Consider the following 25929-nt stretch of genomic DNA (forward strand, 5'->3'; position numbering starts at 1 on the left):
TGAATAATTTACTGCTCGTCGTATAGCGCCACATATTCCCCTGAAAACTTACCTGCCAGCAGTTGACCGGAATACAAAACTGCTGCCACGCGAATACGGGCTTTTCCTTTACGTCGTAACATTTTAAGGAACCTTGCCCAATCATTTTCATCCGCTAGCGCCGCCGTAGCAGTAAAGTCTCCGGTCATAGGTTTGAGGTAGGCTATCTCATTTCGCTGAATCACCAGCCGGGAAGCAATCCCCTCCCCCGCCAAACGGGTATGTAATAACGACCAGGCTGACAGAATTGCCAATGTTGATGCACTGCCACCAAATACCGTTTCCTGATGGTTAATATTGGGGGCCAGCGGTGCCTGCAGGGTTAATGATTTTGTAGTCATGTTCTGCACACTTACCTGCATGGCCGCCGACAAAGGAATGTGTTTATGCAGATAACGTTCGAGTTGATGATGTGTCATATCCATAAGTCACTACTATCGTTGCTGTGCATTATCAAGGTAATCCAATACTGAATTCATTAGCTGATGGATGTTTTGATATTTTTGCAGATCGGCAGACAATATTTCATTCTCTGCTTGCACATAAGGTGCCGGCACCAATTCATCGGCACAGTTTTCAATAATGGCCTGTGCAGAGGCTTCGGTGGTTTCTAAATGAAATTGCAAACCAATGACTGATTGTCCCAATTGAAATGCCTGATTATCACAGCCAAAACTTTTTGCCAGTCGCAGGCTATTCTCCGGTAAATCAAAGGTTTCGCCGTGCCAGTGAAACACCGTGGACATTTCTGGAAAAGTGAAAGCAGCTGCATTATTGTTTGCCACCGCCTGAATAGGCCACCAGCCGATTTCTTTTTCATTATTGGGATAGACTTTGGCGCCCATCGCGCTGGCGATCAATTGTGCACCGAGACAAATTCCCAGAACAGGTTTACCGGTCTCTATAAATTGCCGAATAAACTGCTTTTCTGCTGCTAACCAAGGATACTGAGCTTCATCATTCACGCTCATTGGCCCGCCCATGACCACCAGAAAATCCACATCATTAATATCTGGCAAATTAGCTTGTTGATAAAACCGGGTAGCATTGATTTGATAGCCATGATTATGAAACCAAGCTTCAATACTGCCTAAACCTTCAAACGGTACTTGCTGAAAATAATGTGCCTGCATCATGAGCCCTTATAATTTACTGAAAACCAATATTTTTCACCCCGTTCTATCTAAATTTTGCATGATTCTTTATTAGATTAAGCAAGGGTTAATCCATAGAATTATTTGCTGAAATAAAAGCTCAGAACATTAAATGACATTTTGGAGTATCTTCGATAGTGAATGCCTATTATTTCACCTCATGCTGTTGTAAATAATACGTGCTTTTCAAAGGAGGATCATTATGACAAAAAGTATTTTTTTATCTAAACCACACCACAAACTGACCTTTACTCTAGCATTGGGCTTAATGCTGATGGCCTGTGCACCAGAGCCTGAAGTAAAAGACATTCAGGCAACTGAAGCAGAAATCGAATACTTGTTTGACCGTTGGAATAATGCTTTGCAAACTGGCGATGCAACCGCGGTAGCTGCACATTATGCAAATGATGCGGTTTTGTTACCGACAGTTTCCAACCAGGTTCGTACTGACCATGAAGGCATACGCGACTATTTTGGATATTTTCTCGCCCTGCAGCCCAATGGACGAATTGATGAAAGCAACATTACCATTAACGGTAATATTGCAATAGATGCCGGAATCTATACATTCAATGTGACAAAAGATGGGCAGGAACAGGAAGTTCAGGCACGTTACAGCTTTGTGTATGAACGTCAGAATGATGGTGAATGGTTAATCATCAATCACCATTCCTCCGCTATGCCAGAGGAAATGGTTGATGAACCAGAGCTAATGGAAAATATTCTGATTAAAGAACAAGGCTAATTCTGTATTATCATTTGTGCTTAATTCTTCAGATATACTTTTTGAGCACAATAATAAAATTAATCACAACAGCGAGGGAAAAAGATGACTATTGCACTGACTCCACTGATTTCTTTGATAGCCGGTATTCTGATCCTGGTTGTACCAAGATTACTGAACTATATCGTGGCAATTTATCTGATTATTATCGGTTTGGTAGGTATCTTTGGCGGCAATCTGAATATTACGCCTTAAACTTAAAAAGATACGTTTAAACGACGACGGGAGTTCTAATGAACTTTCGTCGTTTTTGATCTGTTGTTATGTTCATATCGTTATTGACAAAGTCGGGTGATGACTAGGGACTGTTAATCTTTCATAGCCTCCTTGTTCGATTAATATCATCCAGTGATTAATCAGGCAAATCAATCCTCTTTGCGGCTGATAATTTCACCCTCAATGATATGAGTCTCATGACGAGATTGTCGAGAAGATCGTTGCGAAAACTGCTGATGCTGGTTGTCTGCTTGCTGAGCTTTACGCATTTGTTTTTGGGCTCGGTACAACATCAAAGGAATCAGGATCCAGCTTAGTAAAACTACCACCACCAACAGCGCCAGGCTGAGCATCATCACCAGCCCCAGTAATATCCAGGCGAAAATACGTTGCAAAAAACCGGCAGACTGAACTTGTCGGAATTGTTGTTGCCAGTTTTGAGCTTGCTGACGAAAAGCATTTGATCGAAACATAAAACCTCTTTTTTTCAAGCACTTTAAGTGCTGATATGATCACTAAAATAATTTATGGAAATAAATAGTTTTTTTGATGGTCAGTTATTTATGGGTTGAGAAAGTCGCCGGAGGTGATAAGTTTCTTACCCGATATCGGTTGATTATAAAGATAAACCCAAGCTGACAGCTTATTTCCATTACTCAAGCAAATCAGTTGCTGCTGCCGCACATATTCGTGAGGCTCTGCAAAACTTGAAGAACATTCTTCATAATCATCAAGCTCGGCAAACAGTAATTGGGGATTGTGGGTACGGTACACCTCCCCGACAACCTGCTGTTGTGGATCATCTGTCAATATCACTCCTGGATAATAAGAAATTTGATACATCACAGCCTGTAACATTCCGGTATCGATATAATCACAGAAGCGTTGCAACAAATCATGGCGTTCAGTGTTATTACGTAAGGTACCGTATACAAAAAGATAATCTTCAGTCATAAATTCGGGCTATGAAAGATCAACAGATACTAATTACACTCTACGTGGTGGATTATCTCAACTAAACATGAATTCAGACTTAGGGCTTGTTGATCTTTCATCTCCGCCTCTGTTGTGAGCTGAAAAAACGTCAATCAAGGCACGAGGAGCGCCTTTTAGTTATGCTAAATAAGCGACGAACAACGCAGAGTGGCGCTTTTTCAGTCACAACCCGAAGGGCTGGGGCTATTTTTCCGCCCTACGGCGTTGGAAATGACTTATGTAGAACAACTACATCGCATCATTTCCGTCTTATAGGACGAAAAAATAGCCGCCAGCAGTGGTGGATATGAAAGATCAACAAGCCCTAATATCTCCGCACTATATTGGACGCTTTGCACCCTCGCCCACGGGTCCACTACATTTTGGCTCTTTGGTCGCTGCAACCGCCAGTTATCTTGATGCACGGGCCCATAATGGTAGATGGCTGGTGCGAATGGAAGACCTTGATAAACTCCGTGAGGTAGCAGGTGCTGCCCAAGATATTATTGATACTCTTGTAAGCTTTGGTTTTCAATGGGATGCCGAAATAATTTATCAAAGCCAGCGTGATGATATCTATCGTCAGGCACTTGAACAATTAACTTCACAACAATTGGCCTATCCCTGCGGTTGCAGCCGTAAAGAAATCAACTCCGCTGCCCAAATGGGAATTGATGGCCCCGTTTATCCTGGGTTTTGTCGTGATGGTTTGACAGAGGGGAAGCAGCCACGTTCCTGGCGCTTACTAGTAAATAATGAAAGCATTAATTTTGAAGATCGGGTTCAAGGCAAACACTCTCAAATTCTGGGTCGACAAGTCGGTGACTTTGTCTTGAAACGAGCTGATGGTTTATTTGCCTATCAACTGGCGGTGGTGGCTGATGATGCGCTGCAGGGTGTCACCCATATTGTTCGTGGTGCAGATTTACTCGATTCAACACCGAGACAAATTTTTCTGCAACAGCAACTTGCGGTGAACTCCCCGGAATATGCCCATATACCAGTGGCCACCAATCTTCATGGTGAAAAACTCAGTAAGCAAACCCGGGCACAACCGGTAAAACATAGAGACAGCGGAGCTGTGTTATGTCGTGTGTTGAGTTTTCTGGGGATGCAACCGCCAGCAGAGTTAGCCAATGTGCCACTTGATACGTTATGGGATTGGGCCATTCAGCATTGGCAAGTTCAAATGGTCCCCAAAATGCGACGTCAGGTGACGTTAATACCTGCAGAAAACGAGTAGCCTCTTCCGCTATTCATATGGAAATAAACGTATAACACCTCTGGCATCACCAATTAACCAGATCTGTTCGAAAAAATGTTTTTCCGGTAACACTATCTGATGGCGATGTTTCTCAAAATTCTTTTGTTGCCATAATGAATTCATATTACGCAAAACCAACCATACCCGCTGGCTGTGGTATTTTTTCTGCGATTTAGTAGCAAGAACAGCATTCAGTGAGGCAATTAAACGATTGTTGATGGGTAACTCTGATAGTTGATGTAAATCAGCCATAATTTTTTCATCTGCAGCTCTTCCAAGGATTAACTTTGCCTCTGGTTCACTACCGTAGATATGCGCAATCTCCAAATCGAGCTGCGTGCCATTGAGATAACAGGAAACATCCGGTTTGCGCGGCAAATTATGCCAGATATGTCGCATCGGTACACCAAATTGTTTTTCGTACAACCGCATAAACAATTTAGCTGCTTCATGTTCCAGATGAATTTTTTCCTGAATACTGTTGTTCATGGAGACTCATCCAGAATCCGTTATTCACTCTATCTCGGGCTCAGGCAAAAATGATGGACTGTTGTCCATATAGGTAAGATAACTGTGCCATATCTGATGCGTGCGCAATTTTGCCATACGAAGAGAACAACTCAAGCCCATGATGCTACGGATCGTCCCATCCCGCCAGATAGTATAGATGGAACCGCATTGTTCCTGTCGATAGCTGAGCCAGCTTTGCTGGGCCTTTTCAATCGATTCCACAATCATTTTATCATCGGCATAACGCGCTATGGCTTCGGCAAGATAATGCTGCATTTCAACCTCTTGCTGCTCTAATTGCTCAGCCATGCACACACCTATCTCATAGGTTGTGTTGGCATCTGGGCAGTCTACTGCAGCCATTGCTGTAGCTGGAACACACAATAAAAACAATCCAAGGATTCTCATCACCACTCCCGTCTGCTTTGACGCTTCAGTGGAAATCGAATCAGGCAATAACAGCTTATATCTCTTCAACAACACAGACATTACGGCCCTGCTTTTTGGCTTTAAACATCGCTTCATCAGCACGTTTAAATACTTTTTCGGTATTATCACCCAGATGAAAAGTGGCTACCCCGGCAGAAACGGTAATCGGCACAGGCTTACCATCATATAGAAAACGTGTATTGCTGATTTCTTCGCGGATTTTATTGGCCAGCACCATGGTTTCAGCTAGCGCAGTGGCCGGAAATATTCCGACAAATTCTTCACCACCAAAGCGGGCAACAAAATCAATTTCACGGGTAGAAGTCGATAAAATCTCGGCAATACGGATTAATATCTTATCGCCAGCAAGATGACCAAGGTTGTCATTTATCTGTTTGAAGCTATCAATGTCCCAGACCACCAGGCTTAACGGGTGCTTGTAACGCTGCCAGCGAATATATTCTGTTTCCAACGCATCCATCAGTGCCTGGCGATTACCGATTCCGGTCAATGTATCCTTACGTACCATTTCATGGGCTTTACGAATACCGTCCTGCAAAGATTTGGTTTCAGATTCCAGTTCCTGTAACCGATCTGTCAGTTTTTTGATTTCTAATTGTGATTGATAATAACGGCTCTGATCAGCATTTCGGTATTCTTCTACCGCACCACTCAATGCCGTCAAACGTTCACGAATAATCAATTTTAATTCACGTGGTTCACTGGCAACATCAATTTGTTTGTAGATATCATCCAGTCCCGCATCCACCTTTTCACCAATTTTTTGCCGTTTATTAAAGGCTTCTTCTTCATCCTTAACAGTCACTCGTAACAGATCATCAAGCTCATTAATGCGTTCACTTAACGTAGCAAGAAAAGCTCGATATTCAAGCTGTTGAAGCTGAGCCTGGGCTCCAAGTGAGTTAATCAGAGCGGTCAGCGCATCAATAATTTGCGGTAAGTTCTTTTTATCAGGCTGGGACTGCAATTGCGCATGGATCTCGCGAAGTTGTTCGTTGAAGATCTCCGGAAGCTGCAGATTATCAATCATGCTGCATAGCAACTGAGTTATTTCAATATTACGTTTTTTAAACCCAATTTTCTGCAACAGCCCTGAACGTGCTTTTTCGGGGTCCGGTAAAGCAGGTGCATTGCTGTTAATCGTTTCCAGTAAAGACACAAAATCTGGTAACAATTGACGTGTTTGTTGGTTAGTAGCGTCTTTCAGCTGGATCAGCAGATTATCAACCCCAGGCTTTGACTCTGTTGGAATGGTTAACGATAACAGCAGATGCCGTAATAGTTCGGACGCTTCTGAACTCTGGGGGCTTTCATCCATCTTGCTAATGCATCGCTGGATTTTTTCCAGAATATCACTGATTCGCTCAACGTCTTTTTGGCTGCGTAATTCCTGTCGAAGTGAATGTAATTGTTTATCCAAGGCCGAATCAATGCCTTCTGCGACCAAAGCAAGTCGTCCAAGACTACGTTCCAGAAGTTGTGTGTAAAGTGTTTGTTTCTCGTCGCGGGCAAGCAGCTCAAGATACTTATACTTCCATTGCTCAAGTTTACTTTCTAGTTCTTCTGCCGCCATTGGTCCGACCTTTGTTGTAGGCAATGTGGGAATTATTCATTACAACGATATTACATCAGCTACAGCGGGATCTAAACTCAAAAATCAGGATAATGTGATATAAGTGTTGAATACTGAATCAATGATGTATGGCTTTATCGCAATCATCAACCGTAGACAAGAAATATTCTTAACACTGGCAGTGTGTTATGAACTAGAGTGTGTTTTTACCCGCTGCAGTCTTAACGCATTTAACACAACAGAAAGTGAACTAAACGCCATAGCTGCGCCAGCCACCCAGGGAGCCAACAAGCCTGCTGCTGCAATTGGAATGCCCAAAGAATTGTAGCCAAATGCCCAGAACAGATTCTGACGAATGTTTCGCACGGTCAGATGACTTAACTGAATTGCCGCATCCACAGCGTTTAAATCGGTCCGCATCAACGCGATATCCGCTGTTTCAATCGCCACATCGGTACCACTTCCCATTGCAATACCAACATCTGCTTCAGCCAGTGCCGGGGCATCATTAATACCATCCCCCACCATTGCCACGACCTGCCCCTGCTGACGTAATTCACGGATTTTATCGGCTTTGTGTTCCGGCAAAACTTCGGCAATTACCTTATCAATACCCAGCTCAAGCGCAATGGCATCCGCTGTAAGCTGATTATCTCCGGTCAACATAATGACCTGCAAGCCGCGTTTTTTTAAAGCGCTAATCGCTGGTTTGGCGGTATCCCGAATCGTATCAGCCACCGCCAGCAAGCCAATTACCCGCTGATCTACTGCAATCAACATGGCGGTTTTTCCCTGTTTTTCCAGTTGCTGCTGCTGAGTTTGCCAATCCCCCATATCCATATCGTGATCCTGCATCAGTTTTTTGGTTCCCAAACGGATTTGGGAGGTTTTGCCGTACACCTCAGCATTACCCATCACCCCATAACCACTAAGAGCAGTAAAATTCTCAACCAGCACATTCTGGGTATTTTGGGCTTTTAATCCATCAACAATAGCCTGTGCCAGTGGATGTTCTGATTTGCTTTCAATGGCGATGACGATGCCAGCGATAACCGATTTTTCATAATCTTCTGCTAGCAAAAAATCGGTTAATGCTGGTTTGCCCTGGGTCAACGTACCTGTTTTATCAAACACAATTGCCGTCAATGATTGAGTTAATTCCAGCGTATCGGCCTGCTTGAATAAAATGCCAGCCTCAGCCGCCCGCCCTGACCCAGCCATAATCGAGGTTGGTGTAGCCAGTCCCAGAGCGCAAGGACAGGCGATAACCAGCACAGCCACCATGGTTTCCAAAGCTCTGCCAATATCACCAGGGGTAAACCATAACCACCAGAGCAAAAAAGTAATCAGGGCTATCACCACAACCACCGGGACAAATACACCCGATACCTTATCAGCCAGACGCTGAATGGGGGCTTTGGAGCCCTGTGCCTGTTCAACCACCCGGACAATCCGGGCCAGGGCAGCGTCTTCACCCAGATGGGTAGCACGAACCCGTAAAAAACCATTTTTATTAAAGGTGGCACCAACCACTTTGTCATTGACGCTTTTTTCCACCGGCATGCTTTCACCGGTCAACATGGATTCATCTACAGCCGATTGACCTTCGACTATCACGCCATCAACCGGGATCTGTTGACCGGGTTTAATCTGCACGATATCGCCCTGCTGTAACTCTTTTACCGAAACCAATTGGGTCTGACCATCTGCTGATTCGCGTAATGCCTGTTGAGGTTGCAGTTTTAATAGTTTGCGAATGGCCTCTGAAGTATGGCCTTTGGCTCTTGCTTCAAACCATTTCCCCAGCAAGATCAGGGTAATCAGTACCGCACTGGTTTCAAAATACAGACCATCATGCGCTGCCATTGCACCAAATTTGAAGGTAAGCCAGACACTGTAAAAATAGGCAGCTGATGTGCCCAGCGCCACCAACACATCCATATTGGCACTCAGATTTTTTAAAGCGTAATAACTACCACGATAAAACTGCCAGCCGATAATAAACTGTACTGGAGTCGCTAAAGCCATTTGCACCCAGGCATTCATTAAAACTGCCGGAATAGGCAGATCACGGGTCCAGCTAAAATGACCGATCATGCTGTAAAGCAACGGCAGAGATAAAATTGCTGCGGCAATAAATTTATATAACTGGATTTTCTGTAAATCCTGTCGATTATCCTCCCGATGCTCAATATCAATTAATTGCGCCTGATAGCCGGCTTGTTCAATGGCGTTTATCAAAACATCTGCTTCAAGCTGTTCGCCACGAATCGTGGCCTTTTCATTGGCATAATTCACCTGCGCCGATTTCACCGAAGACATTTTTTTCAGCGCTTTTTCAATGGTGTTCGCACAGGCAGCACACCGCATGCCGCTGAGTTGCAATTGCACAATTTGCTGAGCCATTTAACTTTCCTGTTCCATTAGTTTTTTGAATGTCTTCTGTCAGATAATTGGGTTGAGTATGCCCTTTTACAAGCTGATGTTGCAGCCCGAACGGCAAAAATAATGAATTGATCCATCGCTAAACGTTTCCTTATTAAACCGCAACAGTACAACTTGTGTCGAAAATGACGTGAGCCTGAATAATGTGAAAATAAAGACTCGACCTCTGATCATATAAGCCTTCATCTGCTAGACTCAATGCGTTATTTCATCGTTGAACTCAATTGAAACACGGAGCATTTATGGCCCACGAAGAGCTGCATCTGAATTTACGTAATCTGACACTGGAAGATTACGATCAGCTCAAAAATCTGATGGACACGGTATATGACGATATTGGCGGCGCCTGGCCCCAACCCACAATTGAAGGATTGATTACTCAGTTTCAGGATGGACAGATTTGCATTGAAGATTCAGGTGAACTGATTGCGGTAGCGCTAACTGTCATGGTCAGTTATGAGCGGTTCAGCAATCCGCATACCTATGATGATTTAATCCTGAAAAACGACAAAATCTGGCATAACCCGAAAGGTGATTCATTGTATGGACTGGATGTATTTATCCATCCAGAATATCGGGGCTACCGCTTGGGACGACGTTTATACGAAGCGCGTAAGGAATTATGCCGTTCAATGAATCTACGCGCTATTCTGGCCGGTGGACGAATCCCGAATTATCACAAATTTGCTGACAAGCTTTCACCTGCCGAGTACATCGAACAGGTTTCGCGCAAAGAGATTTACGATCCCATCCTGACCTTCCAGTTATCCAATGACTTTCAGGTGATGCGATTAATGCACAAATATCTTCCGGAAGATGAAAAATCATTAGGCCATGCCACATTACTGGACTGGAACAATATTCTTTATACTCCACCAACCTCATTGTTGGATGTTAAAAAAACTCAGGTTCGTCTGGGGGCAGTGCAATGGCAGATGCGGGAGTTTCATTCAGTTGAGGAAGTGCTTAAACAGGTTGAATACTTTGTTGATGCGTTATCGGATTATAAAAGTGACTTCGCCCTGTTTCCGGAGTTTTTCAATGCGCCATTGATGGGGCTGACTGATCAGATGGATCAGACCCGGGCAATACGCTATTTGGCCAGCTTTACCGAACAGTTCCGTGATGAAATGTCGGAAATGGCGGTCAGCTACAACATCAATATTATTACCGGCTCCATGCCATTATTGGAAAATGATCGGGTTTACAATGTGTCTTATCTTTGTCACCGTGACGGTCGGGTGGAAGAACAGCGTAAAATTCATATCACCCCACATGAACGTCGTGACTGGGTGATTGAAGGTGGCAATAAATTTCAGGTGTTTGAAACCGATGCCGGCCGGATCGCTATCATGATTTGTTATGACATAGAATTTCCCGAACTGGGCCGAATTGCTGCCGAGCAGGAAGTGGATATTATTTTTGTGCCGTTCTGGACTGATACCAAAAACAGCTACCTACGAGTACGTCATTGTGCCAGAGCCAGAGCAATTGAAAATGAATGTTATGTTGCTATCACTGGAAGTGTTGGCAACTTACCAAAAGTGGAAAACCTGGATGTGCAGTATGCCCAATCCTCGGTATTTTCGCCTTCTGATTTTGCCTTCCCTCACGATGCCATCATGGCCGAAACCACGCCTAACAGTGAGATGATCATGTTTTCCGATCTGGATCTGGACAAACTTAAACTGGTTCGTAATGAAGGGGCAGTGACCAATCTGAAAGATCGCCGCGCCGATCTCTACGAACTATTTATCAAACAAAAAGATTAAACGGCTTATCTCTCCTTCTCTTTGGGTGCGGTAAAAATCGTTTGATAGGAAATGTCGGATTGCGCACCTTCGACCACTTTGACATTAAATGTCAAAGGACTGATACCGCTTTGCAGCTCGGACTCTGTTACCCGAACCAGGGCGGTCACCGTATGCACTTTGGCTGGTTCAATCCTATAGGTGTCATGCAATCCGTGCAGGCTCGCACCCGCCATACCTTCAATCTGATATTGAACCTCAATCGGTACGTTCTGTTTGTTGAGCAATTTCAGTGTATATCGATTCTGGATCGAACCATCGCTAAGTTGCACAAACAGTGGCTGACGATCTGGTCTGACACTGAAATCCGTGGCAGATAGTGATAAAAAGCCATAGGCAATACCAGCCAATGACGCCAGCAGGATCAAGCTGTAAATAATCACCCGTGGACGCTTGTACAGGGGTTGCGGTTTACTGTGACCTTGCAGCTCGGCATAGGAAGCATAACGAATCAAACCACGGGGTTCATTGATTTTATCCATCACTGAATCGCAGGCATCAATGCACATGCCACAGGTAATACAACCTTCCTGCTGACCTTTACGAATATCAATCCCGGTCGGGCAGACATTGACACAAAGTTTGCAATCTATGCAGCTGCCCTTACTCGGATCGGTCTCACCTTTTTTAAGTTTGCCACGTGGCTCGCCCCGCTCGGCATCATAGGCGGGCAAAATCGTATTCTGATCATACATAACCCCCTGTAAGCGGGCATAGGGACACAACCAGAAACAGACCTGTTCACGCATAAAACCGGCAAAGACATAAGTGAAAGTGGTAAAGATTGCCATCACAATCCATACTGCAAGATGTGCCTGTAAACTCAACACATCTCGCCATAATTCAAACGCATCTGTGAACCAGGCTGAAAATGTCAGCCCGGTTAACAAGGCAATAGCCAGCCATAAAGTGTGTTTACTGATTTTTTTCAGAAGTTTCCTGATCGACCAAGGTGCTTGTTTGAAACGCAATTGTTTTTGGGGAGTATCACCTTCAAACTTGCCTTCAATCCAGGTATAGATATCCGTCCATACCGTCTGAAAACAAAAATAACCACAAAAAACCCGACCGGCAATACTGGTAACCGCTGCCAGCAGAATGGCAAAAAACAGCAAGGTCAGTGAAAGCATCCAGATATCCTGTGGGAAAATCGTCAACTCAAAAAAATGAAACTGACGATTAGGAATATCCAGTAATACGGCTTGTTTATCCTTCCAACGAATGTATGGCACTATGAAGTAAAATAGCCAAATCGACATACCAAACCATTTAAGATTACGAAAACGGCCTGACATGCGTTTGGCAACAATTTTCTCGCCACCGGCATTCACATCCCAATCAGCCATTTCCTCATAAATATCACCATTTTTTTCCATAAAGTGAATAGGTTGTTCAGTCATGATTATTTCACCTCTGGGGTCAAATGATGTGATGTGATGTCGTCGCGGGTTGAACTAATAATCCACGTAATATACTCAATGCCTGTGACAAAGTCGCATGATCCGGAGATAATCCCAACGACAACCTCACCGCTTGTCGCTGATGGCTACTGAACCCAAAATTGTTACATGCCACCACTGAGACACCCAACACCGTAGCTTGTTCAGCAAAGGCATTCGCCTGCCAACAACTAGGGAGCTGCAGCCAGATATGGTGGCCTTCCGGATGTCGGAAGAAATTCATCCCGGCTAAAAACTGACTGGCTATCTGCTGTCGCAGACGGTTTTCCTCACGGATAGCTTCAGCAAACCGATTAATATGTCCATCATAAATCCAGTGTGAAACAAGCGCAGCCATTAACGGTGAAGCCATTACACTAATGGCCCGTAACACATTGGCAAGGCCGAGTGCTTGTGAATTGCTGGGAGCAATCACATAGGCTAATCGCAAAGCAGGCGTTATACATTTGGAAAGCGTCCGTATATACCAGGTACGATCGGCCGCTAAATCGACTATGGCTTTACTGGTCTGGGTCTGCAGTGGAGAATAAGGGTCATCTTCAATAATGATAATGTCATATTCATTGGCCATCTCAACTATTTGCTGACGACGCACTAATGACATGGTGGCCGTTGTCGGATTATCCATTGTTGGCACCAGATAAATGGCTTTGATTGTCTGTTCCCGACAAGCCTGTTCAAATGAAAAAGGAATAACACCCTCTTCATCCATGGCTAACGGTTGTAATATCAATCCAAGTTGTTCAGCAGCCGATTTCAAACCGGGATAAACAAATTCACCGCAGGCAATGTTATCGCCCGGCTGAGCCATACAATGTAAAATTGCATATAAAGCTGATTGTGCCCCGCTCGTAATCAACGTACGTTCTGCCGTGACATTTTCTATGGTTTGTTTCAGCCAGCCAGATGCAGCACTCCGATCATGCGGATTACCCGCGCTATCCTGATAATGCAACTGCAATATACGATCAGCTCCAGAAATAAGCTGAGCAATACTGCGTGGAATGTGATGCTGTAAGTCGGCAGATTCCGGCTGGGGAGGGTTATTCATGCTGAGATCCAATAATGGACGTGAGCCGGATGTGTGTGAAATAAGCTTGTTTTCCACATGCTGTCGTACATAACTGCCACGTCCGGTTGTCGCATCAATTAATCCACGTCGACGGGCTTCATTGAAAGCACGGGTAACTGTGGTCAAATCCACCTTTAAGGAGCCAGCAATAGCACGTTGCGATGGTAGCCGATCACCCGCTTTGACATAACCGGAATAGATATCCGCTTCCAGCGCTTCAACGATGCCAAGATATTTGGATTTGGCATCCGCTTCAATTCGGGCTTTCCACAAACGCATCATTGAAATCCTGCAAATATAGAGACGACAGACCCTAGGCATTTTTACCAACAAAAACAAACCGAATTACATACAAAAAAAGCAAATGTATGGAAGTGAGGATTTAAGCACCGTATATTGTATGGATTTATAGCCTTTCTGACACTTAAATCGTCGAAATACCCATACACTTTTTTCAACAGAGCACGGATATTGAACGGCTTTTAGCACTCAGTCGCGCACGCTGGTGAGTGAATTTTATTTATGTACCGCACGGATTTCGGAAATAATTTTCTGCCATTCTGCTACCGGAGCGGGCTTGCCAAAGTAATAGCCCTGGTATACATGACAACCAAAATTTTCCAATAAGGCCGCCTGTTCGTGGGTTTCAACACCTTCAGCAATCACCGCTAAATCCAGACTCTGTCCCAAAGCAATAATCGTGCTGACAATTGCCTCATCGTTCACATCAATCAATACATCACGGACAAATGACTGGTCGATTTTTAGTTTGTTTAACGGCAGTAATTTTAAATAACTCAATGAAGCGTAACCGGTACCAAAATCATCCAGGGAAAAGCGCAAACCACGTTGACGCAAAGCGTTCATCCGCTCGATAGTCTGGTCAATATCCTCAATCAACAGGCTCTCGGTGATTTCAAGCTCCAAATGATTTGGATTGACCTCTAACTCTTTCAGGCAACTGTCAATATAGTCAATAAACTGCAAATGTCGGAACTGCCGGGGGCTGATATTGACCGATAATGTCAGGTTTTCCATCCCTGAAACCTTGGACCATTCCGCCAAAATCTGGCAGGCTTTTCTCAATACCCAATCCCCCAGCGGAATGATTAGACCACTTGCTTCCGCTACTGGGATAAAATCGGCGGGCGAGATAAAACCTTCAACCGGATCATGCCAGCGTAGCAAAGCTTCCATGCCCACATATTGGTGGTCACTACTGATCTGAGGCTGTACATACAATTCGAGTTGATGCAGGGATATAGCGTCTCTTAATTTACGTTCTAATTGGCTGCGTCGATTTATTTCTAGCTGCATTACCGGGTCAAAAAATCGCAGACTGTTTCGTCCTGACGCTTTGGCTCGATACAACGCCATATCCGCATCCTGTAATAAACGTTCAACATCACCATCTGCGTCAGAAAACAAAGCTATACCAACACTGGCTGAAGCAATGTACTGCGTGTGATCCAGCACAAATGGCAAGGCAAAATCTTGTATGATCGCTTCAGCATATTGTTGCACAAGCCTTTCTGCCTCGGCTCTGTTTGTCCCCATATTAGGTTTCACAATAACAAATTCATCGGATCCCAATCGGGCTGCCAAGTCATCTGGTAATAAGCTGGATTGAAGTCGTTTGGAAACCTCTTGCAATAATAAATCTCCGGCATGATGTCCTAAGGTATCGTTCAGCGTTTTGAAAGCGTCCAGATCGACAATCACTAAGGCACCTTCTGTTTGCGTCTGCCGACCTTCTACCAGTGAATCCTCCAGGAATTCCATTAACAAGCGTCTGTTCGCCAGGCCCGTCAATGCATCATATAACGCCAATTTGCGAAGTTGTTTCTGGATTAACAGATAATCGGTAATATCTGTTGAGATACCACATAAAGCGTAAATACTGCCATCTTCCTGCCGTAATGGAAGCTTGACCGATAAAAATGTTTGGGAATTGTCCGAACCAAGTACCGTATTGATTTCTTCTTCAACAATACGTTGACCTTTTTCAAGTACCTGCAGATCGTTTTCACGTAGTTTTTTACAGGTTTCAGCATCGAATAACACTGCATCGGTTTGACCGATTATTTGCTTCTGCTCCAAATTGATCAGGTTGCAGACTTTTTTATTGGCATATTGATAGCGTAATTGCAAATCCTTGATATAAACAAGGGCATCCACACTATCCAGTATCACATTAAGGTTTTGCTGGGTCTGGCGCAGAGAACTGTTTTTTTCCTTTACACGACGACGCATTAACAGTAAAAACAATATTGCGAGAACAATGCCAACAACCAAAGAAATAAGTAACCATCTGATTTCTTTTGGAATCTTCATTTTTTCTGAAGCACTATTCCATTGCTCCAAAACTGTGAAATACGGAGAACTGACATCCGCCTGCCATAATTTTAAATAGTTCTCAATGGCCTGTAACACTTCATCATGCTTATTCTTGGGAACTGCATAAAATAATCGACTCGGTTGAAACATCAATGGTGTAGGTTTTAAATTCAGTTCAACAGCTTTCAGCTCACCGATAAAGTTATTCGCCGTAACAGCATCAGCATTGCCATCCGAAAGCGCAGCAAATGCTGCTTGTTGCGTATCCACCAATACAAATGTCACATCAATATTAAAATTTTCAGCTAACTGCTTGAGGTAATCATGTTGAATAGACCCCTTAAGCAACGCCAGACGTTTTCCATCAAGCTCCAGTAAACTGCTTAAATTATGCTCACGGGTAACGTAGATCTGCGACCAGCTGAGTAATGCTGCCGTGGTATGAAAGTCATAAAGCTCACTTCGCTCTGCGGTCACAGCCACATCCGGTAACAAATCTATTTCTCCTCTGGCAAGCTGCTCCAGACAGTCATCCCAATGACAGGGTATAGCAATCAACTGCCAGTTTTCCTTGGCAGCGATAACGTTTAGAAGATCGCCCATAATGCCACTGACCTGGCCTGATTGCGCCATAACCAGTTTGGGCGGATTTTCATAAACACCTACCCGTAAAACAATTTGCTCAGCCCACAATTTGCCGCTGGTTACTATGGCTGCTAGGACAACCAAAAACCTGAATAAATTGGCTAATATTGCTTTTGAACTCATTATGGGAATAGCCATCGAGTAAGAACACTATTTATACCAGATTATCGTGTTCTCATTGAGCAAATATAACCCATTAAACTGCCATGACAGGCCACTGCATCATGGGTTGGTATTGCGCTCCATGTTCAGTTGAAACTGATTTCATCAGCACCAGCTGTTCGGCTTTAAAACACACTGGGGCAATAGGTACATCTAGAGGAACGCTGGCTTTCCGCGCCAGCGTAATATGAGGACGATATGGTTTTACTTCAACGTTAATACCTGCCTCACTGGCGATGTACTCCAATTGACTCACCAGGTTATACAACTCCGTGTCTGGATCACGACTGGTCAGACAAAAGATCTTTGGTTCTTCCCAATAAGAAAGGTGATCAAACTGCATATTGATTGCCGGAAAATGTATTGATTCTGTCTGTTTTAACAGCGCATTAATTTGTTGTTGTTCCAATTGACCAAGAAATAATAGTGTTTGATGTAAGTTAGCAGTAGTTTGTAATTTTAGGGCGGAATCATCTGGCAGGCGTTTCATGATATGTTGAATCTGCATCCGTGAACTGGTGTCGGGAGACAAGGCAAAAAAATATCTTCCCGGTGTTAATGGGTTATTTTGTTGTGAATTCATCTTAATCAGGACCCGCCATTACAATCAGATTTCGGCCTTTATTCTTAGCAAGATACAGGGCATCATCAGCGCGTTTAATCGTATCACCAATAGTTTCACCGTGCCTATATTCACTTATTCCAAAACTGGCAGTTATTTGCTGAGCTATTGCAAAAGTGTAGTTCTGTACCTGCTGGCGTACCTGTTCGGCTAATTGGAATGCCCCATTTCGGGTGGTTTGAGAACACAGAATCAGAAACTCCTCCCCACCCCATCGACCGACCAGATCATTTTCACGAACCATGGATCTCAACAGCCGGGCAAACTCTTTGATGATCTCATCCCCTATATCATGCCCATACTGGTCATTTATCTTTTTAAAATAATCCACATCTAACATAATGATTGAAAAACCTTGCTTTGACTGAGCTGAAGCTTCAATTTCTATATTGAAACGCTCATGAAGTGCATAACGGTTAGCCAATCCGGTCAGGTGATCATGGCGTGAGATCCGCTCTAACTGGTTATTCAAATTTTGTAGGTTTTGATTCTGATGGTGCACTTGCCGATAGCGATAAATCACTACCGTCAATAGCAGCAATACACCAACCAAAAGTTGCCAGAAAATTATAGTATTTGATTGCTGCGGATACTCGATAGATAACCAGTTATTTAACACTCGCTGGCGTTCGACTTTGGTGGTATCCGCTATAGCTTTGTTGAAAATTTCGAGCAACTGCGGTTCTCTGGTGCTCACCCCCACTGACATTGCATATTGCAGATCCAGCACATTGCTGATCTTCAGGTGCGAAATCCCCCAGCGTAGCATCTGATAATTTATCGTTGGCACCGTATCAATATAGCCATAGGCTTTCCCAGATTCGACCATTTTCAGACCTTCTCTTGGGGTATCTACCGTGGTGATAGTGATATCAGGATAACGATTACGCAGCAACTCCACACCTGCATAGCCCTCGACCATCACAAAGTCACGATGTTGAATTTGTTCGAACTTCACCACAAACTGATGATCGGGTTGGGTGGCAACGGCCAATGGATAAAAAATAAACGGTTTGCTGACATTCAGCCATTCACGACGGCTGGGAACATCCTGAGCACTGGCAAGAATATCGCATTTGCCATCCTGTAAAAATTGCAAGGATTGTTCCCAGCTACTGGTATTAATCAGCTGGATAGACATATTGCTTTTGGCAGACCATAACGCATAAAAATCTGACATAATGCCAGTGAATTCACCGCGCTCATCAATACCTTCATAAGGTAGCCAATCCGGGTCAACACACATATTTATCACTTTTTTTTGTGATAGGTATGTCTGCTCTTCGGAAGTCAGACTGACACCTGCAAACGCTAACGATTGACTGGCCAAAAGACCTATCGGTACTAACTTTAAAATTATGGTTTTAGTCACCTTCCATGGTTTCATTACCGGCCTTAATCCACTTTAATTAATTGGGATCCCGGATAAATACCCAATCATTTTTCTGACTCATCTCTTCACTATATCGATAACCATCCGAGTCAAATTGCTTGAGTTTTTCCGGTGAGTTAATTTGCTGATCGATAATATAACGACTCATCAGTCCGCGTGCCTTTTTGGCATAAAAACTGATCATTTTGTACTGACCGTTTTTCCAGTCTTTAAAAATCGGCGTAATGATGGTTGCTTTAAGCTTTTTGGCATCGACAGCTTTAAAGTATTCATTGGATGCCAAATTAACCAACACACCATCTTTTAATGCCGGTTCAGCCTCCAATGATTTTCGTAATTGATCGCCCCAGAAATGGTAAAGGTCTCTGCCAGCATCATTCTGAAAGGGTGTTCCCATTTCCAGCCGATAGGGTTGCATCAAATCTAACGGTCTCAATACTCCATATAAACCGGAAAGAATGCGTAGATGCTGCTGCGCAAAATCCAGGTCTTTTTCATCCAAAGTCTCGGCTTGAAGACCGGTATAAACATCCCCTTTAAACGCCAGAATCGCCTGCTTGGCATTTTCGTCAGTAAACGGCATTTGCCATTGCTGAAACCGTGCCATATTCAAGCCAGCAAGTTTGTCGCTGATTTTCATCAGACTGGCAATTTCCTGGGAAGACAGCTTTTTCAATTGTTCAATCAATTGTAGTGATTGATCCAGAAAACGCGGTTCGGTGTGTTTATCGGTAGACGCAGGCGTATCAAAATCGAGCGTTTTGGCCGGAGAAATTACAGTGAGCATAAAAAGTCAGTATTCCATCAGGTTATTTTTTGGGTGCAGCCGGATCATCACTATCAGTAATGTCTTCATAATCAGCAATATAATCGTCATTATCATACACCGCTTCGACTTCTACCTCATCATATAAAGGGGTAAACGGAAAAGGTTTTCTCTCATCGTTGTAGGTCAGAAATAAAACAATTTGTTGTATAAAGCGGGCAAGATCTTTCGAAAAACCTCGAATCGATTCATTGGAACTGCCGCTGAATAAAGCAAAGACAAATTGCACAATGACCACGATCGCTAACACTGACATTGTCAGATACAAAACAAAGCCATAAAGCAACATATACAGCAAGCGTACCAATTGAGCTTTTTCACCACTGTCTTTAAGACCTGTATTATCCATGTCATATCCCCCTCATTATTACTCAGTAAATATCACTGTAACACTTCCGCCACTCGTTGCGGATAGTGGAGCCTTAAATTTCATTAACGAGCGAATTGCTGGAGCAATCCGCTGGTTTGTGGGAAACTTCGACGTTTATTTATGTTGATGACCGAACACCATGGACCGATTCTTTGCCTCGTTGGAAACATCGATAAACCACTTCACCGAATACACTGGCAAACTCAGCAGCTGGCTGGTATTACTGCTGGTATTATTAACCTGTTATGACGTGATGATGCGATATCTGTTTCAACATGGCTCTGTGGGGTTACAGGAACTGGAATGGCATCTTTTTGCGTTGATATTCCTGCTCAGCAGTGGCTATACCCTGAAACATGATGCGCATGTGCGGGTGGACATTCTGTATCGCAGTAACCGGCTGAATGATAAACATCGCGCCTGGATAGATGCCCTCGGCATAGTCTTGTTTCTTATTCCATTTTGTCTGCTGATACTGATCAGTAGCTGGCCTTTTGCTTACAATTCATATCTTTATCAGGAAGGTTCACCCGATCCGGGGGGGCTGCCATACCGATTTATTCTCAAGGCAGCGATGTTATTTGGTTTTCTATTGTTAATGCTTCAGGGGCTGGCTGAGTTAATCCGTAATATCCGCACTATTCGCAGTCATCAGGAGCAAAAATAATGGAATATATTGCTTTACTGATGTTTGCCTTGTTGATCCTGTTATTGCTGACCGGTTATCCGGTCGCTTTTGTACTTGGAGCCATTTCACTGTTATTCGGCAGTATCTATCTGGGTTTTGATTTCTTCCAGCTGTTGCCATTCCGTATCTGGGGCGTCATGACCAACTTCACCTTGTTGGCTGTGCCACTGTTTGTGTTTATGGGAGTTGTATTGGAAAAGTCCGGTATTGCCGAAGAACTGCTCGATACCATGGGACGGGTATTTGGTCGGATTCGCGGTGGTCTTGCAATATCTGTTGTCATAGTAGGAGCCCTATTAGCGGCGACCACTGGGGTTGTCGGGGCATCGGTAGTGACCATGACTGTGATTGCTTTGCCTTCGATGCTGAAACGAGGTTATGCCCCCTCTTTAGCCAGCGGCACGATTGCCGCTTCTGGCACGCTAGGACAAATCATTCCGCCCAGTATCATTCTGATTCTGCTGGGTGATGTAATCGGTGTACCAGTAGGTGAATTATTTATCGGTGCTGTCGTTCCTGGCATAATGTTGATCGGGGCTTATATCCTTTATATAGCTTATGTAGCCTGGCGTCATCCACATCTAGCACCAACGGTACGTGAAGATAACTCAGAACTGGCCGCTCTCTGGATTAGTGTTTTAAAAAGTCTGCTTCCTCCCTTATTCCTTATTATTGCGGTATTGGGTTCCATCTTTTATGGAATCGCCTCTCCTACCGAATCCGCTGCCGTAGGTGCACTTGGCTCATTGATTCTGGCTGCTCTGCATCATCGTTTGACGTTGCCTAATTTACGTGATGCGATGCAAAAAACAGCACAACTGACCAGCATGGTGTTTTTGATCTTTATCGGTGCCACGGCATTTGGTCTGGTATTTGTTGGTATGGGCGGTGATGAGCTGATTCTGGAAATCTTTTCAGGTCTACCCGGGGGTAAATGGACATTTCTCATTTTCAGTATGCTGTTGATATTTATACTGGGCTTTTTTCTGGATTTTATTGAGATCTGCTTTATTGTGGTGCCGATCATTGCTCCGGTTGCCATCCATTTGGATATTGATCCATTATGGTTTGCCCTGCTGATTGCGATCAACCTGCAAACGTCGTTTCTAACACCACCGTTTGGTTTTTCACTGTTTTATCTGAAAGCCAGTGCACCGTCCACCTTGAAATTGATGGATATTTACCGTGGAATTCGTCCGTTTGTAATGATTCAGTTACTGGTCCTCGGGCTAATAATCGCTGTTCCGGGCATCACTCTGTGGTTACCCGGTTTTATGGAATAAATCAGCTCTCAATAAAAGCTATGCTTTGCACCTGATTAATATTTTTTTCACCGAGGTGCAACATCATTAAACGATCTAACCCCAATGCCACGCCACTGCATTGAGGTAAACCAGATTGCATCGCGGTCAGCAGATTTTCATCTATCGGCATTTGGGGTTTGCCTTGTTGCAGACGCAGTTGATTATCCTGCTCAAAACGTTGACGTAATTCGGTGGCATCACATAATTCATCATAGCCATTGGCCAGCTCCATTCCACCGGCATATAACTCAAAACGATTGGCGACCGGATGCCCTTCAGTATTCATTTCAATTTTCGCCAACTGCGCCTGAGAAGCCGGAAACTCTGTAACCATCACCGGCATTTCCAGCGCTTTAAGCTGTGGTTCAATTACTTCGCTCATCAGCATTTCCAGCCAGCCATCCCGATCAGTTTGCCAATCAGCAGTAAGCCCGGCAATGCGATCTAAAGCAATTTGCTTCAGCAAAACGTCATCCGTTTGATAAATATCCAGCTGCAGATATTTAGCGAATAAATCACGATAAGGAAAAATAACTGCTGAAGGTAAGCCGATAACCTGTTGTATCAAAGCATCGACTTCTGTCATTAGCTCTGTCAGTGAAAACCCTGGTCGATACCACTCCAGCATGGAAAATTCGGGCGCATGCTGGCGACCCAACTCACCATTGCGAAACACCGTGGCAATTTGATAAATCGCGCCGCTGCCAGCCGCCAGCAAGCGTTTCATGGCAAATTCAGGTGAAGTATGCAGATACAGATCTTTGGAGTCGCTACCAGCCTCAAACCGGGTGGAAAAACTGTCAAGATAAAGCGCAGTAGGTGCCGCTGAAGACAAAATGGGCGTATTCACTTCCAATACATTGCGAACTGAAAAAAAACGGCGGACATTTGCCAGAAGCTTTGCCCGCCGTTTTAATATGTTCTGTAATTGCTCATTTTGAAGCATTATTCAGACTTAGGGTTAAGGTATGTAAGCTTGCTACATGCACCACTAAAAACACAAAAACTGATAATGATTTTAATCTTTTTTAGCACGTTCGACGTAAGATGCTGAACGAGTATCCACCCTTAACACTTCACCGATTTCGATAAATAACGGGACTCGCACTACTGCGCCAGTTTCTAACGTTGCCGGTTTACCACCGCCACCTGAAGTATCACCACGCACACCCGGATCAGTTTCAACCACTGCCAGATTAACGAAATTAGGCGGTGTCACAAGCAGTGGTGTGCCATTCCATAGCGTGACTGTATAAACATATTGTTCTTTCAGCCAGTCTTTACTGTCAGCAATCGCATTGGCATCGGCGGCATATTGTTCGAAACTACTGGGGTCCATAAAGTGCCAGAATTCACCGTCGCTGTAGGAAAATTCCAGATCGATTTCGACAACATCGGCACTTTCAACCGATTCGTTCGTTTTGAAAGTACGTTCGTTAACGCGTCCGGTTTTCAGGTTACGGAATTTAACGCGGTTAAATGCCTGACCTTTACCGGGTTTCACAAATTCATTTTCGATGATGCTGCAAGGATCGCCATCCATCATGAATTTCAGTCCGGCTTTAAACTCATTTGTACTATAACTTGCCATGCTTACCTCTTTTGGGGGACGATCGTCGCCTGTTCACAAAATCAAAGCCCACTATGATACCGCAATCGCAAGCTGACGTAATCTTTGCTGATTGGCAGGATGAATTAAGTCATGCCATTAAAAACCCAGCAATATTGCTGCAAATGCTGGGGCTGGAAGATCGATTGCAAGCGATTGATGCAGAGAGCTTAAAAAACTTCCCACTGCGGGTGACGCAAAGTTACATTAATAAAATGCATTATGGCGATGCCAGCGATCCACTTTTACGTCAGGTTTTCCCGCTAATTGATGAAAAGATTAAGGTCGAAGGTTTTTCAGCAGATCCGGTGGGCGATCATCTGGCGATCAGCTCACCCGGCATTTTGCATAAATACCAGGGCCGGGCGTTATTACTGACAACCGGTGCTTGTGCAATTCATTGCCGTTACTGTTTTCGTCGGCATTTTCCTTATAGCGAGAGCAATCCATTAGCCAGTCAGTGGCAACAATCGATTGCTGTATTGCATTGTGATAACAGTATTCGTGAAGTGATATTCAGTGGCGGTGATCCACTGGCGTTAACCGATACAAAATTGGCGGCCATGGTGGAAGACCTGCAGAAAATCCCACATATCAAACGTCTGCGAATTCATACACGGCTGCCATTAGTGCTGCCAAAACGGGTTAGCAAAAGCTTATTGAATTGGATCAGCAGCTCTTCCTTACGGGTAGTGATGGTCATCCATGCCAATCATGCCAATGAAATTGATGCTGAAACTGCTGAGGCACTATTGAAGTTACGTAATGCTGGATCTGAGTTATTGAACCAGGCTGTGTTGTTACGCGGAGTCAATGATGATGCGGACAGTTTAGTCGCGCTTAGCGAGAGATTAAGCGAGGTTCAGGTAGTGCCTTATTACCTGCATTTACTCGATAAAGTACAAGGCGCGAGTCATTTTAATGTGGCTGAACAGCAAGGAATAGAGCTCATTGCGGCCATGCGCCGTGAGTTACCTGGTTACCTTGTGCCGCGCCTGGTGCGCGAGCAACAAGGTGAAGCCAGTAAAACCATTATTGCTTAGACGTTTTTTTCCGTTCAGACATCGGAATATATTCACGTTGTTCATGACCCACATAAATCTGTGTCGGCCGATAAATACGGTTATTGGAAATCTGTTCACGCCAATGTGCAAGCCAACCGGCTGAACGAGCAACCGCAAACAATGCGGTGAATTGATCTTCCGGAATACCCATTTCTGAATACAGAATGCCGGAATAGAAATCCACATTCGGATAGACACCTTTATGCCCCAGACGATCAGCACAGATCTCTTCAAGTTTCATCGCGGTAGCAAACATCTGATCCAGAGATCCTCCACGTTCTTCCACTAACTTGGTCACCAGCTTATGCAGGATAGTGGCTCGTGGATCTTTGACCTTATACTCGCGATGCCCCATACCCCAGATAACTTCTTTATTAGCCAGTTTTTTATCGACCCAGGCTTCTACATTTTCTGGTGAACCAATCTCCTGCAGCATTCCCACCACACGCTGGTTGGCTCCACCATGTAATGGACCTGACAGTGTTCCAATCGCGGCCGAAATAACACTGTAAGGCGATGCTAAAGTTGAACCGGCAACCAAGGCTGCAAACGTTGAGGCATTCAAGGTATGCTCGGCATGCAAAATCAGACAGACATCCATAATACGCGCCATCAGGCTATCCGGTTCTTTACCGGTAAACATATACAGCAGGTTTTCCGCAACGGATAAATCATCGCGTGGATTGATCGGATCATAGCCCTGTCGCATGTGCTCCCACATGGCAACCAGAGGTGCCATCTGGGCAATAATATTCACCGTCATATTGCGAACATAATCAATATCTTCACAACTTTCGGCATCGGTCAGACATTCTGTGCCCGGATAGAACATGCCCAAACTGCAAACCGCTGTTTGCAACATATCCATCGGATGACCGGTATGCGGGAAATGACGCATCATTTCGCGGATATGATATTTAATGCGATAACTGCTGCGCAGCTGTTTGGAAAAGCGATTTAAAGCTGCTTTAGTGGGTAATTCGCCATCCAGTAGCAATAGCGTGGTTTCTTCAAAAGTACTGTTGGTCGCCAATGTTTCCAGTGGATAACCACGGTAACTAAGGATGCCTTTTTCGCCATCAATAAATGAAATAGCTGACTTCGTGGCAGGCACACCTTCCAGGCCGGGTAAAAAATCGCTCATCTACTACCTCGT

25 protein-coding genes are annotated in these 25929 nt (G+C 44.2%); 7 read left to right on the top strand and 18 right to left on the bottom strand.

Translation table 11 applies throughout. From position 1 onward, the window contains the following. Positions 1-8: 8 nt before the first annotated feature. A complete protein-coding gene (locus tag Q7A_RS12330) occupies positions 9-464 on the bottom strand; it encodes a thioesterase domain-containing protein (RefSeq protein ID WP_014707942.1) in 456 nt (151 codons plus the stop codon). Between the two features lie 9 nt (positions 465-473). Continuing rightward, the gene (locus tag Q7A_RS12335; RefSeq protein ID WP_238595913.1) at positions 474-1175 is read right to left on the bottom strand and encodes a type 1 glutamine amidotransferase; all 702 of its coding nucleotides are present in this window, start codon (positions 1173-1175) and stop codon (positions 474-476) included. A 220-nt stretch (positions 1176-1395) separates the two neighbouring features. On the opposite strand from Q7A_RS12335, the gene Q7A_RS12340 reads away from it, so the two are divergent. Together Q7A_RS12340 and Q7A_RS12345 are read left to right on the top strand one after the other, a co-directional pair. Then, positions 1396-1938, top strand: a complete 543-nt coding sequence (locus tag Q7A_RS12340; protein WP_014707944.1) for an SgcJ/EcaC family oxidoreductase — start codon at positions 1396-1398, stop codon at positions 1936-1938. A gap of 84 nt (positions 1939-2022) precedes the next feature. Further along, on the top strand, positions 2023-2172 hold the full coding sequence (locus Q7A_RS12345) for a DUF3096 domain-containing protein (protein WP_014707945.1): 150 nt from the start codon (positions 2023-2025) through the stop codon (positions 2170-2172). Positions 2173-2342: 170 nt separating this feature from the next. Here Q7A_RS12345 and Q7A_RS12350 read toward each other — a convergent pair whose 3' ends face one another. Together Q7A_RS12350 and Q7A_RS12355 are read right to left on the bottom strand one after the other, a co-directional pair. After that, positions 2343-2666 (bottom strand): hypothetical protein, encoded by a 324-nt coding sequence (locus tag Q7A_RS12350; RefSeq protein ID WP_014707946.1) that lies wholly within the window; start codon positions 2664-2666, stop codon positions 2343-2345. Between the two features lie 88 nt (positions 2667-2754). Further along, entirely contained in the window at positions 2755-3147 is a 393-nt protein-coding gene (locus tag Q7A_RS12355) for a gamma-glutamylcyclotransferase family protein (RefSeq protein ID WP_014707947.1), read from the bottom strand. Between the two features lie 328 nt (positions 3148-3475). On the opposite strand from Q7A_RS12355, the gene gluQRS reads away from it, so the two are divergent. Further along, positions 3476-4411 carry a tRNA glutamyl-Q(34) synthetase GluQRS gene (gene gluQRS, locus Q7A_RS12360; RefSeq protein ID WP_014707948.1) on the top strand — a complete coding sequence of 312 codons (936 nt, stop codon included), beginning with the start codon at positions 3476-3478 and terminating at the stop codon, positions 4409-4411. A gap of 9 nt (positions 4412-4420) precedes the next feature. Here the strand turns inward: gluQRS and Q7A_RS12365 are convergent, their stop codons facing one another. From Q7A_RS12365 to Q7A_RS12380, 4 genes are all read right to left on the bottom strand, one after another. Continuing rightward, the gene (locus Q7A_RS12365; protein ID WP_014707949.1) at positions 4421-4921 is read right to left on the bottom strand and encodes a hypothetical protein; all 501 of its coding nucleotides are present in this window, start codon (positions 4919-4921) and stop codon (positions 4421-4423) included. Positions 4922-4945: 24 nt separating this feature from the next. Then, positions 4946-5350 (bottom strand): lysozyme inhibitor LprI family protein, encoded by a 405-nt coding sequence (locus Q7A_RS12370; protein WP_169697800.1) that lies wholly within the window; start codon positions 5348-5350, stop codon positions 4946-4948. 55 nt (positions 5351-5405) lie between these two features. Further along, positions 5406-6965: a GGDEF domain-containing protein gene (locus Q7A_RS12375; protein ID WP_014707951.1), complete on the bottom strand. Its 1560-nt coding sequence runs from the start codon at positions 6963-6965 to the stop codon at positions 5406-5408. Between the two features lie 186 nt (positions 6966-7151). Continuing rightward, positions 7152-9371 (bottom strand): heavy metal translocating P-type ATPase, encoded by a 2220-nt coding sequence (locus Q7A_RS12380; RefSeq protein ID WP_014707952.1) that lies wholly within the window; start codon positions 9369-9371, stop codon positions 7152-7154. Positions 9372-9652: 281 nt separating this feature from the next. Between Q7A_RS12380 and Q7A_RS12385 the strand changes: the two genes are divergently transcribed. Continuing rightward, positions 9653-11182, top strand: coding sequence for a bifunctional GNAT family N-acetyltransferase/carbon-nitrogen hydrolase family protein (locus Q7A_RS12385; RefSeq protein WP_014707953.1), 1530 nt, complete (start codon positions 9653-9655; stop codon positions 11180-11182). 5 nt (positions 11183-11187) lie between these two features. Here the strand turns inward: Q7A_RS12385 and ccoG are convergent, their stop codons facing one another. The 7 genes from ccoG to Q7A_RS12420 all read right to left on the bottom strand — a co-directional run bounded on the left by ccoG (position 11188) and on the right by Q7A_RS12420 (position 20087). Next, positions 11188-12621: a cytochrome c oxidase accessory protein CcoG gene (gene ccoG, locus Q7A_RS12390; RefSeq protein ID WP_014707954.1), complete on the bottom strand. Its 1434-nt coding sequence runs from the start codon at positions 12619-12621 to the stop codon at positions 11188-11190. A gap of 19 nt (positions 12622-12640) precedes the next feature. Continuing rightward, on the bottom strand, positions 12641-14035 hold the full coding sequence (locus Q7A_RS12395) for an aminotransferase-like domain-containing protein (RefSeq protein ID WP_238595914.1): 1395 nt from the start codon (positions 14033-14035) through the stop codon (positions 12641-12643). Between the two features lie 234 nt (positions 14036-14269). Then, positions 14270-16858, bottom strand: coding sequence for an EAL domain-containing protein (locus tag Q7A_RS12400; RefSeq protein ID WP_014707956.1), 2589 nt, complete (start codon positions 16856-16858; stop codon positions 14270-14272). Positions 16859-16931: 73 nt separating this feature from the next. Next, the gene (gene thpR, locus Q7A_RS12405) at positions 16932-17480 is read right to left on the bottom strand and encodes an RNA 2',3'-cyclic phosphodiesterase (RefSeq protein ID WP_014707957.1); all 549 of its coding nucleotides are present in this window, start codon (positions 17478-17480) and stop codon (positions 16932-16934) included. Position 17481: 1 nt separating this feature from the next. Further along, on the bottom strand, positions 17482-18891 hold the full coding sequence (locus tag Q7A_RS12410) for a diguanylate cyclase (protein ID WP_238595915.1): 1410 nt from the start codon (positions 18889-18891) through the stop codon (positions 17482-17484). 37 nt (positions 18892-18928) lie between these two features. Beyond that, positions 18929-19699 carry a peroxide stress protein YaaA gene (gene yaaA, locus Q7A_RS12415; RefSeq protein ID WP_014707959.1) on the bottom strand — a complete coding sequence of 257 codons (771 nt, stop codon included), beginning with the start codon at positions 19697-19699 and terminating at the stop codon, positions 18929-18931. A gap of 22 nt (positions 19700-19721) precedes the next feature. After that, on the bottom strand, positions 19722-20087 hold the full coding sequence (locus Q7A_RS12420; protein ID WP_014707960.1) for a DUF4389 domain-containing protein: 366 nt from the start codon (positions 20085-20087) through the stop codon (positions 19722-19724). Between the two features lie 160 nt (positions 20088-20247). On the opposite strand from Q7A_RS12420, the gene Q7A_RS12425 reads away from it, so the two are divergent. Continuing rightward, positions 20248-20775 (top strand): TRAP transporter small permease subunit, encoded by a 528-nt coding sequence (locus Q7A_RS12425; protein WP_014707961.1) that lies wholly within the window; start codon positions 20248-20250, stop codon positions 20773-20775. After that, positions 20775-22079: a TRAP transporter large permease gene (locus tag Q7A_RS12430; protein ID WP_014707962.1), complete on the top strand. Its 1305-nt coding sequence runs from the start codon at positions 20775-20777 to the stop codon at positions 22077-22079. Before Q7A_RS12425 ends, Q7A_RS12430 begins: the two co-directional genes overlap by 1 nt. A gap of 1 nt (position 22080) precedes the next feature. Here the strand turns inward: Q7A_RS12430 and epmA are convergent, their stop codons facing one another. Further along, positions 22081-23046, bottom strand: coding sequence for an EF-P lysine aminoacylase EpmA (gene epmA / locus Q7A_RS12435; protein ID WP_014707963.1), 966 nt, complete (start codon positions 23044-23046; stop codon positions 22081-22083). Positions 23047-23118: 72 nt separating this feature from the next. Then, positions 23119-23691 (bottom strand): elongation factor P, encoded by a 573-nt coding sequence (gene efp / locus Q7A_RS12440; RefSeq protein ID WP_041354687.1) that lies wholly within the window; start codon positions 23689-23691, stop codon positions 23119-23121. Positions 23692-23744: 53 nt separating this feature from the next. Between efp and epmB the strand changes: the two genes are divergently transcribed. Then, positions 23745-24752, top strand: coding sequence for an EF-P beta-lysylation protein EpmB (gene epmB / locus Q7A_RS12445; protein WP_014707965.1), 1008 nt, complete (start codon positions 23745-23747; stop codon positions 24750-24752). Here the strand turns inward: epmB and Q7A_RS12450 are convergent. Next, complete coding sequence (locus tag Q7A_RS12450; protein ID WP_014707966.1) at positions 24742-25917, bottom strand: citrate synthase; 1176 nt, start codon at positions 25915-25917, stop codon at positions 24742-24744. The genes epmB and Q7A_RS12450 overlap by 11 nt on opposite strands. Positions 25918-25929: the final 12 nt, after the last annotated feature.

The organism is Methylophaga nitratireducenticrescens (assembly GCF_000260985.4).
GTDB classification, from domain to species: Bacteria; Pseudomonadota; Gammaproteobacteria; order Nitrosococcales; family Methylophagaceae; genus Methylophaga; species Methylophaga nitratireducenticrescens.